This window comes from Halobellus sp. MBLA0158, from assembly GCF_041477585.1.
Taxonomy (GTDB): Archaea; Halobacteriota; Halobacteria; order Halobacteriales; family Haloferacaceae; genus Haloquadratum; species Haloquadratum rubicundus.
In genome coordinates this window covers 754,817-769,747 of the sequence record NZ_JBGNYA010000001.1, presented here as the reverse complement: position 1 = coordinate 769,747, position 14,931 = coordinate 754,817, and the positions used below count along the sequence as shown (strand labels likewise).

The following is a 14,931-nucleotide window of genomic DNA, read 5'->3' as shown; positions in this document are numbered from 1 at the left end:
GGCCGAGGGCCGACGGACGGGGGCGGGACGGTAGCGATTCGTTTTTCACACAGAAGCCGATACCTGTGGGTGATGACTCGCGCCGTCGGGATCGTCGTTCCCGCTTACCGCCCGGATCCCGAGCGTCTCAGCGGCTACCTCGGCGCCCTCGTCGATCGGCTCGACCCCGCGGTCGTCCGCGTCGAACTCGACGCGCCGCGGCCGGACGTCCGCGATCGGCTCGCGCCCCTCCCCGATCGCGTCGAGATCGCGACCGCCGACCGCCGGCGCGGCAAGGGCACCGCGATCACCGCGGGCTTCGAGGCGCTCGCCGACGACGTCGACACGCTTGCATTCGCCGACGCCGACGGGAGCACGCCCGCGCCCTCTTTCGCCGACGTCGTCGACGCCGTCGCCGACGGGAAGGCCGACCTCGCGGTCGGTTCGCGCCGCCACCCCGACGCGGACGTCGCCGCCCACCAGACGTTCGCCCGGCGGCGCCTGGGCGACGGCTTCGCGTGGCTCGCGCGTCGGATGCTCGACGAGCCGCTCTACGACTACCAGTGCGGCGCGAAGGCGATCAGCGCCGACGCGTGGCGGGACGTCCGCGCGCACCTCTACGAGCCCGGCTTCGCCTGGGATATCGAGCTCGTCGCCGTCGCGGGCGCGCTGGGGCACCGCGTCGTCGAGGTGCCCGTCCGCTGGGAGGACCGCCCCGGCTCGACGGTCTCGACGGTCGGGACGACGTTCCGCCTGGCCCGGGCGCTCGTGACCGCCAGACACCGTGCCCGGCTGCTCGGCGACGATCGCCTCCACGAACTGCTGGACTCCCAGCGCGACGAACAGTCGCTGATCGAACGCCTCGCCGTCGCCGACGCCGAGGTCCGCGAGGCCGACTGAATGCTCCGGGAGTCGGCCGACGCCCTGCTCTCGGGCGTCCGCTTCGGGAAGTTCGTCTCCGTCGGCGCAGTCGGCGCCGTCTTCGATATGGCGACGACGACGGCGCTCATCGTCGGCTTCGGCGTGCTCGGCGAGTACGCGAAGCTCGTCGGCGCTGAGGTCGCGATCGTCGTGATGTTCGCGATCAACGAGCGCTGGACGTTCTCCGAACTCGGGAAGTCGGGCGCGGTCCCGACTCTGAGCCGGTTCGTCCGCTCGAACATCGTCCGAAGCGGGGGCCTCGCCGTCCAGTTCCTGATCGTCCGCGCGCTCCGACAGCTCTCGGTCACGGTTCCGGTGTTCGGCTTCGACCTCTGGCAGCTGATCCCGATCCCGATCGCGATCGGCGCCTCGGTCGTGTTGAACTACGTCGCCGAGAGCCTGCTCACCTGGCGTGTGACCCGGTCGTGATCGGGATCTACTGCGAGGGAAATTGCCACACTGCGGGCGAAACACAACCCTTAACCGTAGCCCACGGCTTCGTTTCGGTAGCGGGATGGGATAGCCAGGAGATTCCGCCGGGCTCATAACCCGGAGATCGGTAGTTCAAATCTACCTCCCGCTACTGTTTTGCCGAACTCACTCCGCGAGGCGCTCCGTCGCCGAGTACCACGTGCGTTCGGCACGGTAGCGACGGGAGATTTGAGCCAGGGAGCGAAGCGATCGGGGTTCAAATCTACTTCCCGCTACTGTTTTGCCGAACTCAATTTGCGAGACGGCACTTCGTCAAGCAGCCGTCAGAAGTCGATCCGGCCGCCGGACGAGAGGTCGCGCTCCTCTGAGAGTCCCGGTTCCGCGGCGTCCCAGTCGTCGTCGGTGAGGTAGACGTCGCCGTTCTCGACGGTGACCTCGAAGGTGTCGAGGACGGCACCCTCGCAGGGGCCGAAGTCGCAGTGGCCGTCGGCTTTCTGGAAGGTCGCGCCGTGTTTGCCGCAGACGAGCTCACCGTTCCGGACGGTCGCGCCCGAGCCCTTGTCGAGGCGGACGTCCCGCCAGTGCGGGCAGTAGTTCGTGTAGGCGACGACCGTCCCGTCGGCGAGCCGGGTGAGGATCCCCTCGGTCGACTCGAAGCCCCGCTTCGCGGTGAACACGATCGTCTCGTCGGCGGCGACGTCCTCGGCGGCGGCGATCCGGCGGTCCGCGTCCATACCCCCGCTCGGGAGTAGCGCGATTCAAGTGTGACGATTCGGCGCGGAGAGAGGGGAAGTCAGTCGGCCGGACCGGACTCCGCGCCGTCTCCGATCCGCTCGCCGCCGTAGTGCTCGCGCTCGATGCGGGCGTCGTAGACGCGCTGGAAGAGCGTCGTGACGGGGCCGCCGCCGATATTGATGCCGTCGACAGTCTCGACGGGTCGGACTTCCCAGGTCGTGTTTGTCACGAACGCCTCCTCGGCGTCGCGGAGGTCCTCGGGGGTGAAGGAGCCCTCGTTGACCGGGATGCCCTCCTGACCGGCGATATCGAGGACCTCCTCACGGGTGATTCCCGGGAGGACGGGCCCGTCGAGGCTCGGCGTGCAGAGCGCGTCGCCGTCGACGAAGAAGAGGTTGCTCGTCGCGCCCTCCGCGAGGTGGCCGTCGGCGTCGAGCATCACGGCCTCGTCCGCGTCGGAAACGCGGAGCTCCAGGCGCGCGAGGATGCCGTTCAGGTAGTTGTGGGTCTTCGCCTGCGAGGGGATCGCCGCGTCGGGCACGCGGCGGGTCTTCACCGTCTGGAGCGTCGCGGGCCCGTCCCAGATCGGCTCGGCGTCGACGCCGCCGCGGGGGAGCGGTTTCGCCTGGACGACGACCGTCGGATCGACGTCGGGCGAGGGGGTGAGCTTCCCCGGCTGGACGCCGCGGGTGACAGAGAGTTTGACGTACGCGTCTTCGAGGTCGTTGGCGCGGAGCGTCTCGTCGATTCGGCGCTTCAGCTCTCCAGAGTCGAGGCCGTGGTCGAGTTCGATCGCCGCCGCCGACCGGGCGAGGCGCTCGGCGTGGGCGTCCCAGCGGAACACCTCCTCGCCGTAGGCCCGGAGCGTCTCGAAGACCGCGTCGCCGTACATAAAACCGCGGTCGCGGACGCTCACGGTGGCCTCGTCGGCGGGGACGAGGTCGCCGTCGACGTGGTAGCGCAGGTCAGCCATTCGAGCCGCGATCGGGGGAGGCGCTACGACTGCTCACGGGCGCGCTCGATCCAGGTGGTGACGCGCGTCTCCGAGAGGTCGGTGTTCGCCGTGATCTCGTCGACGTCGGCGTCGGCGAGGTCCGCGACCGTCTCGATGCCGACGCTCGCGAGGCGCTCGGCGTACGCCGGGCCGATCCCCTTGAGCGTCTCGACGGGGTCGGACTCGGGTTCTTCCTCGTCCGCCGACTCCTCGCTCTCGTCTTCTTCGGGCGCCTCGGGATCGGCGACGGTCTCGGCGGGCTCCTTGCCGGTCTCCTCGTCGACGAGGGTCTCGGTCGACGCCGACGCGTCTGTCTCGGCCGCCGCGGCGTCGTCTTCGGTCTCTACGTCCGCGGCGTCGGGGTCGGTCTCGACGGCTTCCTCGCCCTCGCCCGCGGTCTCGACCGCTTCGCCCGGCTCGCGGCCCTCGGCCTCGTCGACGAGCGTCTCGGTCGACGCCGACGCGTCCGTCTCGGCCGCGGCCCCCTTGACCGCCGACTCCGTCGAGGGGTCGGCCTCCGAGCGGTCGGCCTCGGCGTCGGGGTCGTGTTCGACGGAGACGGTCCCCTCCGAGCGCGACGAGCCGGAGTCGGAGCCGCCACCCGACGCGCCCGACCGGTCACCGCCACCGATCAGCGAACGCAACGACGACAGGATCGTATCGAAGATACTCATCGCGTCGTGGATATGTCCGTCGACTATTTAAAAGCCGTTGGGAAATCGGGGCTCGCGGGCCGATGGGGCGGCCGATCCGCGGTTCAGTCGTCGGATTCGTCGCCGTCCTCGGCGTCGGCCGCGGCCTCGGCGGCCTCCTGGAGTTGGCTCCGCAGTTGCGGCATCGTGCCGGTGAGGTCGCCGACGAGCGCCTCGGCGTCGTCGATCGAGGCGAGCAGTTCCTCGATGGCTTCGATCTCTGCCTCCAGGGAGTCGGGGTCGTCGAAGGCCTCGGCGCGCTGGCCGACGATGAACGTCTTCTTCGCCTGTCGGAGGTGCTCCTCGGCGTCGCCGACGTCCAGCGCCGACTTGAGCGCGTTGAGGACGCCGAGGACGTTGTCCGCCTCGGCGTCCCAGATATCCTCGGAGTCGGGCAGGCTTGCCCGTGCGTCGGCGAGGTGGCCCTCGACCTCCTCGCGCATCTCGGCGGCGGCCTCGCCGAACAGGTCGTCGTCCGCGAGCGTGCTCTGACTACTCATACCAGGGGATTCGACGCCGGAGGGGTTAAAAACACGCCCGAAAGTGAAAGTGAAATACGGAAGTGTCGGGAGCGCGGCGCCAGCGTTCCCGTCCGCGTCGATTCCCGCCGTCGGTCACTCCTCGACCGCGACGAGTCGCATCAGCGGGTAGTCGCCTTCCATCTCCATCTTCGTGCGCGCGGTGACGCCCTCGTACTCGATCCGCATCTCGACGTCGAGAAAGCGCCCGGTGAGTTCGGTGTACTCGGCCGACTGGGAGTCCAGTTCGGCCGCGATGCGGTCGGTCCGCACCGTCACGTCGACGTCGACGCAGTGCGGTTGGTTCTCGATCGCCTCCTCCATCGCGCGGCCCAGGCTCTCGGCGCTGTCCGGACTGACGGGAGTCCCGGCGAACTGGTGGTAGAGCGAGCCGAACTTGATCCCGGCCTCGAAGCTCGCGCGCTCCGTGTCTGTCGGCATAGTCGACGCTCGGCCGCGGGGGCAAAGGACGTTACTGTCGGAGTCGAGCGACGACCGTGCCGGGCGCGCCGCGAAGGTGTTAGACGGCTGTCACCGGCGCGAATCGGACGTTTCTTGGCCTCCCTGTGCGGATAGGCGAGCGAATGGACGAACCGGTGCTCCTGACGGGGGCGAACGGACGGGTCGGCAAGGCGATCCTCCGACACCTCGGCGATTCGTTCGAGTGGCGGCTGCTCGACCGCGCCCCGCTGTCGGCCGCGCGGCGGCCCGAGGGGATCGACGAGGGCGACGTCTACGTCGCGGACGTCACCGACCGCGAGGCTGTCCGGGAGGCGATCGCCGGATGCGAGGCCGTGATCCACCTGGCGGGCGACCCGCGTCCGGAGGCCCCCTGGGACAGCGTCCTCCAGAACAACATCGACGGCACCCAGACGATGTTCGAGGCGGCCGTCGAAGCCGGCGTCGAGAAGTTCGCCTTCGCCTCCTCGAACCACGCGGTCGGCGCCTACGAGACCGAGTCGAGAACGCCGGAGATGTACCGCCCCGAGGACGACTACCGGCTCGACGGGACCGAACTCCCGCGGCCGAGCAACCTCTACGGCGTGAGCAAGGCCACGGGCGAGGTGCTGGGCCGGTACTACCACGACCACCACGACCTCTCGGTGGTGAACGTCCGGATCGGCAACCTCACCGAGGGACACCCGCCGATCGACTACGAGCGCGGGCAGGCGATGTGGCTCTCCTACCGCGACTGCGCGCACCTCTTCGAGCGCTGTGTGCTCGCGGACTACGACTACGAGATCGTCTACGGCATCTCCGATAACGATCGAAAGTACTACTCGATCGATCGCGCGCGAGAGGTGCTGGGCTACGACCCGCAGGACAACTCCGCCGAGTGGGACGGCAAAGAGCACGTCGACGGCGAGCGCTGATGGGCGGGTTTTCGGTCGTTTGAGCGATCTCGACTAATTCGTATAGAAACAGCTCTGCCGTTGTTTCGCTCGCAAATCGGCCCGAGCCTCGACGTGGTTCGCACATCCGATGGTGAAGTGCTACACTGCGTGTTGGGTGGTCAGTGTCGTCCGTCGGTTCAACCGTAGTGTGTTACGGGATGACAATCAAACCTGGGGTTAGATGGATAGAGAGCCTGCTCAAGCGAGAGATCCATTTTGACGAGGTATCTTTCAACAAAGCAAAATTAGCTGTTAGGACGTGGGAAATGTGATATTATATTACATTAATTTGTGCAAGAAGTGAGGCAACACCGAGGATAATCAAAATAAACGTAAGGGCTCTTGACCAAAACGTGAATTTTTCCAGACTTATCCTAAGTGCTTCTATTTCTTGCTCAAGCCTCTGTTGTTGGTGGATCTGAGTCCTCGTAAGATCATTATTTACTTCGCCTAACTGAGCCGTATTCGATTTATAATCGGCTTCTCTGGTCGCCTCGTCCAGGATCTCTTCTCGGGTCTTAATCTCGGTCTCAGATTCGTCCGACATATTTGCCCAGCCATTGACGATCAATACAGATTATTGTACGTGTGGCCTCTCGTGGACTCTGTGGAACCGATATCGGTGTTGTCCCCGTGACCTCTGTGTATGACTTGCACGGATAGTACTACCGTAGTGACGGAGGATACGGAGGGATGAGGGAGGTTGAAGCGGTCGGGTCGCGGCGCTCCTTGTCGTCGGTCGACGGGGTCGACGCGACGACGGCGTCCCGCACGCGACACCGACACGCTTCAGGAGTCCGCGCCCTCGCGGTGGAGGGCGTGGAGTAGTATCTACTCGGTTTGGAGTTACTCCATCAGTCGGGTTCCGTGGTCAACCTTCAGACCGTCTTTGAGGATCAAACCGTGACAGATACTTGACTACGGTATCGCGTTGTACATCCATCATCTCGGCCACTTCTTCCGTCGAGTTCTCGTGGACACCGCATAGATATGTGGCAATCGCTGGTTTTCCCTCTATTGCTAACTCCTGAGGTACCATACCATCCTCAGCATAAGCAACGTACTCGTAGTCTCGATTCAGTATAATCGCCAAGCTGCGTGCTTGTTCCCACTCTTGACGTACAAATTCGATTTCTTCGGCGAAATACTCGGGCGAAGTAGAGACGACATAGTCCCAAGGATAACCACGGCGTCCATATCTTCGTCGTTGGATCGTAACTTGACCCCGTTCTCTCGTGAGATCAACCTCGTATCCTTGGAGGTCCATTGAGACACAGGAATTAGCAAATAGTTATAAAAGTTCACAATATGTCGACACGAAAGATTTGTACTATATCCGAACGATATTAGATATACCGCTGGAGGCGAAGTGGGCTTCTCCGCCCGCTGAGGTGCCTCAGGTGGCCATACCAGTGAGAGGCATCACTGTCTTCCACGGCAAGGAGATAGCAATGAACGCAGATACGCGGGAAGCCGTCCACGAGCGGGATCGAGGTCAGTGTGTCAACTGTCGTGCCTCGGGTCCCGACGTGACGCTCGACGTGCATCACATCGTTCCGCGCGGCCAAGGAGGGTCCAACAGGCTATCCAACCTCGCCCTCCTGTGCCGTCAGTGTCACGATGCTGTCCACGGCGACGGGACGGCTCCCACAGTCCAGTTTAGCAGTACAGGCAATATGGATACCGACTCGTTCAAGGCCTTCTTGCGATTCTTCTCGGAGCTGCCCACCGCTCGCTTCGATGCCGAGGCGAAGGTCTGGCGAGTCCCGAAGGCGGACTTCGAGCGGGTCGTCGAGTCGGTGAGCGATCCCGAGGAGAATCCACTCGTCGCCGACGGAGGTGACCGATGAGTCAGCAGTCACTCACCGCCTTCGCCGACGAAACACGGTGTCCGAATTGCGGTCGAGACGACTTTGCCGACGAGCGGGCGATGCGAATCCATCATAAGCTCGCTCACGGTGAGTCGTTATCGAAACGTGAGGATCGGTATCGGTGTCCCGAATGCGCACGTGAGGTCGAGACAAAACGCGGACTCAGTAATCACCTCGCGAAGGTCCATCGGGATCGGTGGGAGGATCTACGGGAAGACGGCCTCGTCCTGACGCTCGTCGACGAAGACTGATCCGCGGCGACTCCCGCCTTCTCAGGAAGTGACTGCGTTGGTCAGTATTCTGTGGCGTCGGTGACGCGGGTAGCAATGTTTTTCAAACGATGCGGTGAAAGTCTTTTCAACTGTCACGTCGTAATTTCTATATGCGTTCGTCAGAAGACTTGGCAGAACGCTTGAAAGACGGGTATGTGAGGCTATTCGCTCGACTGGCAGGCACACCTATCGAAAAACAGGGATCAGTCGAGCTTAGCAGTGGTGAGGAGATAGAGATATACTGGTTCTCCGATGATTCGGCGAAGTTTGGTCAGAACGTCCCTTTTGCCGACACAATCATCCTTAATCGTGGAATGTTTGATGAGTTGCCACCTGAATCGAAAGAAGTAGTCATTGAACACGAGCGGAGTCACCAGCAGCGGGATCCGCTCATCCGTGGTCCCTGGTTAGGATTGGTTCTTTCAGGCTTTGCAGTTGGTCTTGTATTGCTGTTCTACGCAGGACTCGGCGTTGCCCTCGGTGCCCAACCGTCGGCTGTGGCTGAGGCTGCTTATTTCGGAGCCACGCTGACGTTCGTCGCGTGGGGGCTGAATCGAGCTGAAGAAACCGTTGCTGACTTGGACGCTATCCACGCCGTTGGTGAAGATCGATTTATTCGGGGGTATGAAGCTATCAATTCACTCAGTGAAGGTGGGATTATTGCTCTGATCTTAGCGCGATTATTCTACAACAGCCCTGAGTCTACGAAGAAACTGTATCGTCGTCTTCAGACACTCGGCTTCTACACCGACTAATATCTCCGTTTCCGACTGTCAGCATTACCCGTCGGTCAGTTTTCCACGGCGTCGGTGAAGCAGGAGTAATCGGACCGACGGCTCTCTACTCTGTCACCACGGGAGTAGTCGCCGCCACCAAGATTGCGTCTCGGATTGTTCTGGCTCGGATTCCGCACCGACGACCGAGCCATCAAGGGCCACATCTGGACTCGATTGCCCTGTATCAGACGGCGTCGTCCCGACCGTCTGCTCATTTTTCAGTTTCATTGACTTTGCCTCACGGCCCTTCGCGGATTCTTCATCGGGCAGTCGGCTCCCCGTGCAGTTGTGGTTCTCAGGTAAGCGATGGTCGCTACAGACAGGTTCGCCGCAGTACGCACACCGATAGGTCAGTCCGCCATCGGTGGTTTTTGAGCCACAGACGTGACATAGTGACTCAGCCATCGCATAGAAGAACGTGACAATTGAGTAAATAGTTAATGACTACACTACTGACTACCTGTTTGGACCACCTCCGCAAAATTCAGCCTCCAAATACTGAGTCGCTTCCTCGGTCCAGTCGTCACTGATGAGCCACTGATTCACCCGTGACTTGAGTCGAATATCGTCATCCGTGAGGACGAAATTTGCCGTCTGGACACCGTCAGTTACTTGCACGACTTTGTGATCGTCGCCATCGCTTCGGACCTCGTGGGACCACTCTTTCGTATCCCCCGTGTCGTCTTGGGGTTCGAGCGCATCGTCAACTCCTGCAATCTCGTAGATCATCGACTCGACTTTCCCGAACAAACTATACACCAAGGCGATAACAGCGAGGAACTGCGCCACAACGACGGCCATCACCGCTCCCGTGCCGCCGATCGTTATCAATCCATAGGCGATGATCCCAAGGACGACGCCGATACCAAGTGCCTCTTGGAGCCACTGATTTGCGTATCTTCTGTGTCGTTCGGTTGTCATAATGTCTCGTGCTCTAACTGGTCGGATAAAATTGGTGTAGGGCGGTGCTCTGTCGGTCAGATCCTTTGGCAACGCAGTTGCGAGGGAGAGCTGACCGAATGGGCTCTACCCGTCGATCTCACCCACAGGCATACGGAAGCCGTCCCTATAGCACGGCCAGCACGGGAGCCCTGCGTCTGCGTTCCACGGCCCACAGTCGCAGTCCTCGGGACGTCCGTTGGTGTCGTCGTCGATGATCTCCCCATCGTCGTCCGCCTCGATGATGCCGCCGTCCGCGACGGCGTAGCGAGGTTCGGCGTCGACGGCGCACCCGAGGTTGTCGTCGACGACGTCACGGTCGACCCACTGGGGAATTGCCGTCCGTCCCGTCGCGTATTCGATCCTCTTAATGTGCTTGCACCCGCCGTCGGGATCACGGTACTCGGCGTCGGGACATTCACACGCCTTCCCGACGACGTCGACTAAGTAGGGGTCGTTGCTGTTCTCACCGATGACGACGAATAGGCCGTCGGCGCCTCTCGCCCGTCCGTAGTCGGGCAACACCGACATCGCCTCGGTGAGCGCACGGACGTCTCTCTTGTCTAAGTCGTCTATGCTCCTGTCGTCGTGGGGCTTATTTGCCCCTGAGTGCGTACTCGACATTGGCTTCGGGTTCCCTAACGAAGCCACCCGCGCACCCTGTCACCAGCAGGGGGCGCGTTTCTGCGCACGGCGGGCGACTTCGACAGTAGCAACACTATACGCCAGCCACTTATTTCCTGCCATAAGTCAGGATTCAAGTAGTCCCGAATCCAACGACAACCAATGCCCGAACACCACTCCGATGACGAGTATCTGACTGCGATCCGTGAGGGCAATCAGACGACGTCGGAGATAGCCGACGCCGTCGGCGTAGCGAGACAGTCCGCCTACGAGCGATTGCACACGCTCCGAGAGAACGGAAAGGTACGGAAGGAGAAGATAGGCAACAGCCTACGATGGGAGACGACAGAAGCGGAGTGAGCGGCGTCTGACACCTACGCGACGGGTTCGATTCCGTCAATGGTTTTGATCCTGCGGGCTTCCGCGAGTAGGCGGCGTTCGGCTTTGCGGGCTTCCTCGACCATCTCTCGCTTCTCGTCGACGGATCGGTCACCGACGTAGGCCGTCGTCTCGACGTAGACGCGCTTTCGCTTCGGGACTGGTTCCTCGACGACGGGATAGTCCTGTGGATCGATGTCGACGGCGTCGGCAAAGTCCCGCTCTATCTTTCGGGCTTTCGAGAGCAGTTCGTTCCGTCGCGGGGGCGATAGATCGCCAACGTAGACGTCCGTCGACAGGCTCACGAATTGCCGTTCCTCGATCCCGATGGTTTTCATCTCGGGGGTGTCGTCGGTGCCGTCGACATCGTCGGACGGGCGGGCGCGGAAGCAAGCCGTATAGCAGAAGCGACACACTCGGTTTCGGTCCCTGTCGTCGAGGTCGGAGCAGTAACACCTTCGCGGACGCTCGTGGTCCGCGGAGACCGCGTCGTCGGCGGGGGACTGGTCGAAGTCCGCTTCCGCGCACGGTTCACATAGCTCCCCAGGGAGGTCGTCGTCGAGGTCGCTGCAATAGCAGTCGGTGGGGCGTTTGTCGGGCGTTTCGTCGGTCGTCGGCGTGGTGTCATCGAGTGACATCCACTTCGATAGACGGGTGGGAGATACTTATAATTTATTTGAGTGTTGAAGTTGGTGCTATAAGAAAGTTCGGGGTAGACAGCCCCTATCCCCCACCATCACGATGAGAGAGATACCGACGGCTATATCAGCAGGGGGAGGGGATCCGACACCTCGCGCACACTCCACCCTTCGCACGGAGATACACCTCAGACTAATCAGGAGGTGACTATGTCATAGGGGGCTTCCTACACCAGACAGGGACCGCTCAGTGCAGTGGGTATAGTTATCAAAACTAACTTGTGACATTCAAAGGCTATAATGTTCTATGAGTTCGGGGTTTGATGCTTTAACGGGATTTCTTGGTCTTGTATTGGCAACTGTTATTGGCTCTGCAATTACGCGTCTTTTGATTAGTCCTCTTGTCGAACTGCGAAATATGAAGGCTAAAATTGATAAAGACATATCTACATACCGTCATATCATTACAAATCCTGGTGGTAACCACTCACAATCCGAAAGAGAAGATACAAGATACGAATTACGTGAGGATGCTTCAGAATTGGTGGCCAAAGCCGAATCCTTGCCATTTTATTGGCTATGGAGTACACTACAACTGGTCCCTTCTAGAGATGCCATTGAAAACGCAAATGATAATTTAATTTTTCTATCAAATAGATTGTCTCAGGGGGACCCAATTGAGAATGACGATAAGATACAAGAGATTGAGGATTTATTAAATATATAAGCATACAAGCTCTCACGGTTGATTCAGCGAAAGACGAGTGAAATAAACACGGTAACAACTCGTCTGCCCACACTCCGAGGCGACGCACCCACGGTCACGGTCGCGTCAGGGGAGATCCCCAACCCCGACGGTGCTATTTCTGCGAATTTCCTCGTGAGAGTCAGAATATTCCGCCGTCGATTATACGTTACGAGTAACTTTAGCGTAGGTTTTAACCGTACGGAATCCCATAGCCTAAATGAGTAATGTTTTCGGTCGAATCCTCCCCCTCCGAGGAACGACTATGAGCGACGACCAGGACGAGGAGGTCGTCGACGTGGAGAAACGGATCGACTCGTCGCTGTCGGAGATCGGGCGTCACCTCGCGGCGTCGGTTGAGTGGGACGTCTATCAGCCTCGGCGGTTAGCGAAGCGGTACTTCGTGAAGCGATATACCGACCAGTACCCCGATGCCTTCGAGCGCAACGGGCGACTGGATTTCGTCTTCGTCGGCGACAATCCGAAGCCTGGGCTTCCGCCCGACGAAGACGACACCGAAGACGAAGACGGCGACACCGAGAGCGACGAGAGCAACGGGGACGAGAGCGAGGACAAACTGACTTTCTCGATGAGCGAGGCACCAGACACCGACCTATGACTGACCGCTACATCATCGTCGTCGGCGAGGCACCGACGAAAGACAGTGTCGAGCGGCGGGCACAGGCTGTCGTCGGTGAGACCGAGGACCAGACGGCCCGCTCGGAGTAGCCCCGCTTGCACTGTTCGCCATCGACGGGGATCAGTTGGGGTCGGAAGATCCCCGTCGCCTACGGCGAAGCAGTATATCGACCCCACGGTACACTATGTCACACCACGAGGATACCAGCGAGAGCGATACCGACGAAACGAACGACGGTCCTTCGGGATCTTCGGGCACTACCACAGGGGTCGACGACGGGGAAACCGCCCCGCAGACCGACGAAGATAGCGACCTCCCAATAGTTCGCCGCGAGGACGTCCCCGACAACGCGGCGGTACTCGACTGCGGCGCCATCGTGGGCACCGAGGGCACAATCGGGCGAGTCCCGCAGGAGGAACTATAGATGGTCCGCGACTTCGACCCTGCTGACATCGGGGCCACGACGACGGAAACGAACACTCGCTTCTATATCAACGGGACACGGCTCCCTGTCGCCGACGTCGACGTCCACATTCGCAAGGAAGGGCCGCTCGACGTGACTCGGTACGTCGAGGCGAAATTCCCGTCGCCGTATGCGGGCATCGACTGGATTGAAGCCTTCAACGGAGTCGATCCCTCGGAGCAGTCCTCGCCCGACGTCCTCCGTCTCGATGTGAAAGACTACATCACGGACGACTACTCGATCACCTTCCGTGGCGTCGTTACGGGGGTCGGCTCGACGGCCAACGGCGGGAGCCGAATCTGGAAGACCAGAGCCCAAGGGCCAGGGCAACTCCTCGATAAGATCCCCGCGTCGCAGAACTACAACGGGGCTGATCTTTCACTGATCCTGAGTGATGTCGCTGATAGGCTCTCCGAGAAGCTCCCGTTCCCCGTCGCTACCCGAAGCGACGACGTCGACGTCCAGGGCGACCCCGCGACCCCGCTCACAATCCCGATTGTCGCCGACTTGGTTAACGAGATCGGCGTCGGGCAAATCTCCACACGCAAGACCTTCCAGGCAAACAAACACACGCTGGCCGACGTCGTTCGGTGGGCGCGTGACAAGGCGGGGGCTCGCATCTGGCTGGAGCCGACCCCGAACGGTGTTGCCCTCGTCGGGTCAAAGAATCCGACTGCCGATAGCAGCCACCACGTCGCCCACAACCTCGGCGGCGACTGTATCATCATCAGCAACGACGCGCTCGCGGAACTTCGCCCAATCAATACGATCGTGGTGAACGGGAAAGCGGCGCGGTCGCTCGCCGCTGTCGGTGATTTCGAAATCAACGCCTCACGTTCGGAGTTTACGACGGTGAAAGCCCGTCACGAACCACTGTACCGACGGAGCGGTGGGACGGAACTGCGTGGGAGTACGGTCAAACAGACTGACGCGGAATCGAAGACTGAGGTCGAAAACGAGGCTCGGTCGATGCTGAAAGAGCGCATCGATGAGACGACGGCGGGAACGATCCAGACGCTTCCGCGGAGTCCCATCGTTCCGTTCGACACCGTCGAGGCCGTCCCGTCGTGTCAAAACGAGGTTGACCAAGAACCGCTGACCTACGAGGTCCAGCGAGTACATCATCACCTGTACGCGAATCCCTCACCCGACGAGCAACCCTACTACACCGAGTTGAACGTCGGGTTGAAAACCGATATTGAGGACGACATCGAGATCGTAGACTCGTGGGAACAACAGGCATAGCCGCGGGCGGGTAGCTCTCGGACTCGGGAGAGTCAGGAGTATATGGCCCGCCACGGTAGCCCTCGACGGGACACCTCGCTTCCGCTGACTTCGTCGACGTCGGCCCCTCGGAGGAACGGGTGTAAGGTGCCCATATGCGCGTGAGGCATAACCGAGAAGGGAATGACGGGACGCCACAGTATTGCGATTCTGGTGTCGTCGTCGACTTTTCGATCAGTGCGGCCATACGGTGCGCATACGCGTATGCGCTGCGCGCATAATACGTATCAGATTAATTTAGTACACTAAATTCCGATAGCTATTCGTTTTCGGCCTCCCCCCACCGCCTTCGAGCCTCCTTCCAAGTGTAGCACTCCTCCCGCCGACGAGCCACTTGGAGGGCGATTTCGTTGGGATCAATCCGACCCATATCCGTAAATATATGCTTGATAGTAATAACACCTTCGGCGACCGAGGCACAGTATCGGGGTTTTACTGATATACAGTATCTATTCCCCCACCGACAACCCGACTTCACCGACAACCACCCTCACCGTGTACTGCGGTTAAAGAGATGTTACCTCTTGAAGGAGCGTTAGTTTAGGGAGTGGTTTTACTCCGTAGGCGGCGATTGCCTACGGCAATCGTTCCACTCCCACTCGTTCACTACGTTCACTCGGGGAGTGCAAACAAACA

General features: G+C 60.9%; 22 protein-coding genes, 1 tRNA gene and 1 pseudogene. 13 read left to right on the top strand and 11 right to left on the bottom strand.

Annotated elements, in window-relative coordinates:
* The first annotated feature begins 72 nt into the window (after positions 1-72).
* From OS889_RS03960 to OS889_RS03950, 3 genes are all read left to right on the top strand, one after another.
* Positions 73-879, top strand: a complete 807-nt coding sequence (locus OS889_RS03960; RefSeq protein WP_372387496.1) for a glycosyltransferase — start codon at positions 73-75, stop codon at positions 877-879.
* Positions 880-1,329: a GtrA family protein gene (locus OS889_RS03955; protein ID WP_372387494.1), complete on the top strand. Its 450-nt coding sequence runs from the start codon at positions 880-882 to the stop codon at positions 1,327-1,329.
* A gap of 79 nt (positions 1,330-1,408) precedes the next feature.
* Positions 1,409-1,483: transfer RNA gene (locus OS889_RS03950), tRNA-Met, on the top strand.
* Positions 1,484-1,655: 172 nt separating this feature from the next.
* On the opposite strand, the gene OS889_RS03945 is transcribed toward OS889_RS03950, so the two are convergent.
* From OS889_RS03945 to OS889_RS03925, 5 genes are all read right to left on the bottom strand, one after another.
* Positions 1,656-2,066, bottom strand: coding sequence for a Rieske (2Fe-2S) protein (locus tag OS889_RS03945; RefSeq protein WP_372387492.1), 411 nt, complete (start codon positions 2,064-2,066; stop codon positions 1,656-1,658).
* A gap of 59 nt (positions 2,067-2,125) precedes the next feature.
* Positions 2,126-3,040: an aminotransferase class IV gene (locus OS889_RS03940; protein WP_372387490.1), complete on the bottom strand. Its 915-nt coding sequence runs from the start codon at positions 3,038-3,040 to the stop codon at positions 2,126-2,128.
* A gap of 23 nt (positions 3,041-3,063) precedes the next feature.
* Positions 3,064-3,735, bottom strand: a complete 672-nt coding sequence (locus tag OS889_RS03935) for a helix-hairpin-helix domain-containing protein (RefSeq protein ID WP_372387488.1) — start codon at positions 3,733-3,735, stop codon at positions 3,064-3,066.
* An 83-nt stretch (positions 3,736-3,818) separates the two neighbouring features.
* A complete protein-coding gene (locus OS889_RS03930; RefSeq protein WP_372387485.1) occupies positions 3,819-4,253 on the bottom strand; it encodes a DUF5790 family protein in 435 nt (144 codons plus the stop codon).
* Between the two features lie 114 nt (positions 4,254-4,367).
* The gene (locus tag OS889_RS03925) at positions 4,368-4,712 is read right to left on the bottom strand and encodes a dihydroneopterin aldolase family protein (RefSeq protein ID WP_372387482.1); all 345 of its coding nucleotides are present in this window, start codon (positions 4,710-4,712) and stop codon (positions 4,368-4,370) included.
* Between the two features lie 143 nt (positions 4,713-4,855).
* On the opposite strand from OS889_RS03925, the gene azf reads away from it, so the two are divergent.
* Complete coding sequence (azf, locus tag OS889_RS03920) at positions 4,856-5,644, top strand: NAD-dependent glucose-6-phosphate dehydrogenase Azf (RefSeq protein ID WP_372387480.1); 789 nt, start codon at positions 4,856-4,858, stop codon at positions 5,642-5,644.
* Positions 5,645-5,939: 295 nt separating this feature from the next.
* Here azf and OS889_RS03915 read toward each other — a convergent pair whose 3' ends face one another.
* Together OS889_RS03915 and OS889_RS03910 are read right to left on the bottom strand one after the other, a co-directional pair.
* Positions 5,940-6,212 (bottom strand): hypothetical protein, encoded by a 273-nt coding sequence (locus OS889_RS03915; protein ID WP_372387478.1) that lies wholly within the window; start codon positions 6,210-6,212, stop codon positions 5,940-5,942.
* 324 nt (positions 6,213-6,536) lie between these two features.
* Positions 6,537-6,932, bottom strand: coding sequence for a hypothetical protein (locus tag OS889_RS03910; protein ID WP_372387476.1), 396 nt, complete (start codon positions 6,930-6,932; stop codon positions 6,537-6,539).
* 184 nt (positions 6,933-7,116) lie between these two features.
* On the opposite strand from OS889_RS03910, the pseudogene OS889_RS03905 reads away from it, so the two are divergent.
* The 4 genes and pseudogenes from OS889_RS03905 to OS889_RS03890 all read left to right on the top strand — a co-directional run.
* Positions 7,117-7,284 (top strand): annotated as a pseudogene (locus tag OS889_RS03905) (HNH endonuclease); the annotation flags it as partial.
* Between the two features lie 57 nt (positions 7,285-7,341).
* Positions 7,342-7,515 (top strand): hypothetical protein, encoded by a 174-nt coding sequence (locus OS889_RS03900; RefSeq protein ID WP_372391648.1) that lies wholly within the window; start codon positions 7,342-7,344, stop codon positions 7,513-7,515.
* A complete protein-coding gene (locus tag OS889_RS03895) occupies positions 7,512-7,787 on the top strand; it encodes a C2H2-type zinc finger protein (RefSeq protein WP_372387474.1) in 276 nt (91 codons plus the stop codon). The genes OS889_RS03900 and OS889_RS03895 overlap by 4 nt, the downstream gene beginning before the upstream one ends.
* Before the next feature lie 131 nt (positions 7,788-7,918).
* Positions 7,919-8,563, top strand: coding sequence for a M48 family metalloprotease (locus OS889_RS03890; protein WP_372387472.1), 645 nt, complete (start codon positions 7,919-7,921; stop codon positions 8,561-8,563).
* Positions 8,564-8,656: 93 nt separating this feature from the next.
* Here the strand turns inward: OS889_RS03890 and OS889_RS03885 are convergent, their stop codons facing one another.
* From OS889_RS03885 to OS889_RS03875, 3 genes are all read right to left on the bottom strand, one after another.
* Complete coding sequence (locus OS889_RS03885; protein ID WP_372387470.1) at positions 8,657-8,989, bottom strand: AN1-type zinc finger domain-containing protein; 333 nt, start codon at positions 8,987-8,989, stop codon at positions 8,657-8,659.
* 51 nt (positions 8,990-9,040) lie between these two features.
* Positions 9,041-9,505 carry a hypothetical protein gene (locus OS889_RS03880; RefSeq protein WP_372387467.1) on the bottom strand — a complete coding sequence of 155 codons (465 nt, stop codon included), beginning with the start codon at positions 9,503-9,505 and terminating at the stop codon, positions 9,041-9,043.
* Between the two features lie 105 nt (positions 9,506-9,610).
* A complete protein-coding gene (locus tag OS889_RS03875; RefSeq protein ID WP_372387465.1) occupies positions 9,611-10,147 on the bottom strand; it encodes a hypothetical protein in 537 nt (178 codons plus the stop codon).
* A 162-nt stretch (positions 10,148-10,309) separates the two neighbouring features.
* On the opposite strand from OS889_RS03875, the gene OS889_RS03870 reads away from it, so the two are divergent.
* Positions 10,310-10,507: a winged helix-turn-helix domain-containing protein gene (locus tag OS889_RS03870; RefSeq protein ID WP_372387463.1), complete on the top strand. Its 198-nt coding sequence runs from the start codon at positions 10,310-10,312 to the stop codon at positions 10,505-10,507.
* Positions 10,508-10,521: 14 nt separating this feature from the next.
* Here the strand turns inward: OS889_RS03870 and OS889_RS03865 are convergent, their stop codons facing one another.
* Positions 10,522-11,163 (bottom strand): hypothetical protein, encoded by a 642-nt coding sequence (locus OS889_RS03865; protein WP_372387461.1) that lies wholly within the window; start codon positions 11,161-11,163, stop codon positions 10,522-10,524.
* A gap of 307 nt (positions 11,164-11,470) precedes the next feature.
* On the opposite strand from OS889_RS03865, the gene OS889_RS03860 reads away from it, so the two are divergent.
* The 4 genes from OS889_RS03860 to OS889_RS03845 all read left to right on the top strand — a co-directional run bounded on the left by OS889_RS03860 (position 11,471) and on the right by OS889_RS03845 (position 14,256).
* Positions 11,471-11,890 (top strand): hypothetical protein, encoded by a 420-nt coding sequence (locus tag OS889_RS03860; RefSeq protein ID WP_372387459.1) that lies wholly within the window; start codon positions 11,471-11,473, stop codon positions 11,888-11,890.
* Between the two features lie 283 nt (positions 11,891-12,173).
* Positions 12,174-12,527: a hypothetical protein gene (locus tag OS889_RS03855; protein ID WP_372387457.1), complete on the top strand. Its 354-nt coding sequence runs from the start codon at positions 12,174-12,176 to the stop codon at positions 12,525-12,527.
* Between the two features lie 205 nt (positions 12,528-12,732).
* On the top strand, positions 12,733-12,972 hold the full coding sequence (locus tag OS889_RS03850; protein WP_372387455.1) for a hypothetical protein: 240 nt from the start codon (positions 12,733-12,735) through the stop codon (positions 12,970-12,972).
* Positions 12,973-14,256, top strand: a complete 1,284-nt coding sequence (locus OS889_RS03845) for a hypothetical protein (RefSeq protein WP_372387453.1) — start codon at positions 12,973-12,975, stop codon at positions 14,254-14,256.
* Positions 14,257-14,931: the final 675 nt, after the last annotated feature.

Coding starts and splice junctions, on each gene's coding strand:
- OS889_RS03890 (WP_372387472.1), top strand. CDS start 7,919: ATGCGTTCGTCAGAAGACTTGGCAGAACGCTTGAAAGACGGGTATGTG.
- OS889_RS03940 (WP_372387490.1), bottom strand. CDS start 3,040: ATGGCTGACCTGCGCTACCACGTCGACGGCGACCTCGTCCCCGCCGAC.
- OS889_RS03910 (WP_372387476.1), bottom strand. CDS start 6,932: ATGGACCTCCAAGGATACGAGGTTGATCTCACGAGAGAACGGGGTCAA.
- OS889_RS03850 (WP_372387455.1), top strand. CDS start 12,733: ATGTCACACCACGAGGATACCAGCGAGAGCGATACCGACGAAACGAAC.
- OS889_RS03845 (WP_372387453.1), top strand. CDS start 12,973: ATGGTCCGCGACTTCGACCCTGCTGACATCGGGGCCACGACGACGGAA.
- OS889_RS03935 (WP_372387488.1), bottom strand. CDS start 3,735: ATGAGTATCTTCGATACGATCCTGTCGTCGTTGCGTTCGCTGATCGGT.
- OS889_RS03900 (WP_372391648.1), top strand. CDS start 7,342: ATGGATACCGACTCGTTCAAGGCCTTCTTGCGATTCTTCTCGGAGCTG.
- OS889_RS03960 (WP_372387496.1), top strand. CDS start 73: ATGACTCGCGCCGTCGGGATCGTCGTTCCCGCTTACCGCCCGGATCCC.
- OS889_RS03875 (WP_372387465.1), bottom strand. CDS start 10,147: ATGTCGAGTACGCACTCAGGGGCAAATAAGCCCCACGACGACAGGAGC.
- OS889_RS03865 (WP_372387461.1), bottom strand. CDS start 11,163: ATGTCACTCGATGACACCACGCCGACGACCGACGAAACGCCCGACAAA.
- OS889_RS03925 (WP_372387482.1), bottom strand. CDS start 4,712: ATGCCGACAGACACGGAGCGCGCGAGCTTCGAGGCCGGGATCAAGTTC.
- OS889_RS03915 (WP_372387478.1), bottom strand. CDS start 6,212: ATGTCGGACGAATCTGAGACCGAGATTAAGACCCGAGAAGAGATCCTG.
- OS889_RS03880 (WP_372387467.1), bottom strand. CDS start 9,505: ATGACAACCGAACGACACAGAAGATACGCAAATCAGTGGCTCCAAGAG.
- OS889_RS03860 (WP_372387459.1), top strand. CDS start 11,471: ATGAGTTCGGGGTTTGATGCTTTAACGGGATTTCTTGGTCTTGTATTG.
- azf (WP_372387480.1), top strand. CDS start 4,856: ATGGACGAACCGGTGCTCCTGACGGGGGCGAACGGACGGGTCGGCAAG.
- OS889_RS03945 (WP_372387492.1), bottom strand. CDS start 2,066: ATGGACGCGGACCGCCGGATCGCCGCCGCCGAGGACGTCGCCGCCGAC.
- OS889_RS03930 (WP_372387485.1), bottom strand. CDS start 4,253: ATGAGTAGTCAGAGCACGCTCGCGGACGACGACCTGTTCGGCGAGGCC.
- OS889_RS03955 (WP_372387494.1), top strand. CDS start 880: ATGCTCCGGGAGTCGGCCGACGCCCTGCTCTCGGGCGTCCGCTTCGGG.
- OS889_RS03895 (WP_372387474.1), top strand. CDS start 7,512: ATGAGTCAGCAGTCACTCACCGCCTTCGCCGACGAAACACGGTGTCCG.
- OS889_RS03870 (WP_372387463.1), top strand. CDS start 10,310: ATGCCCGAACACCACTCCGATGACGAGTATCTGACTGCGATCCGTGAG.
- OS889_RS03885 (WP_372387470.1), bottom strand. CDS start 8,989: ATGGCTGAGTCACTATGTCACGTCTGTGGCTCAAAAACCACCGATGGC.
- OS889_RS03855 (WP_372387457.1), top strand. CDS start 12,174: ATGAGCGACGACCAGGACGAGGAGGTCGTCGACGTGGAGAAACGGATC.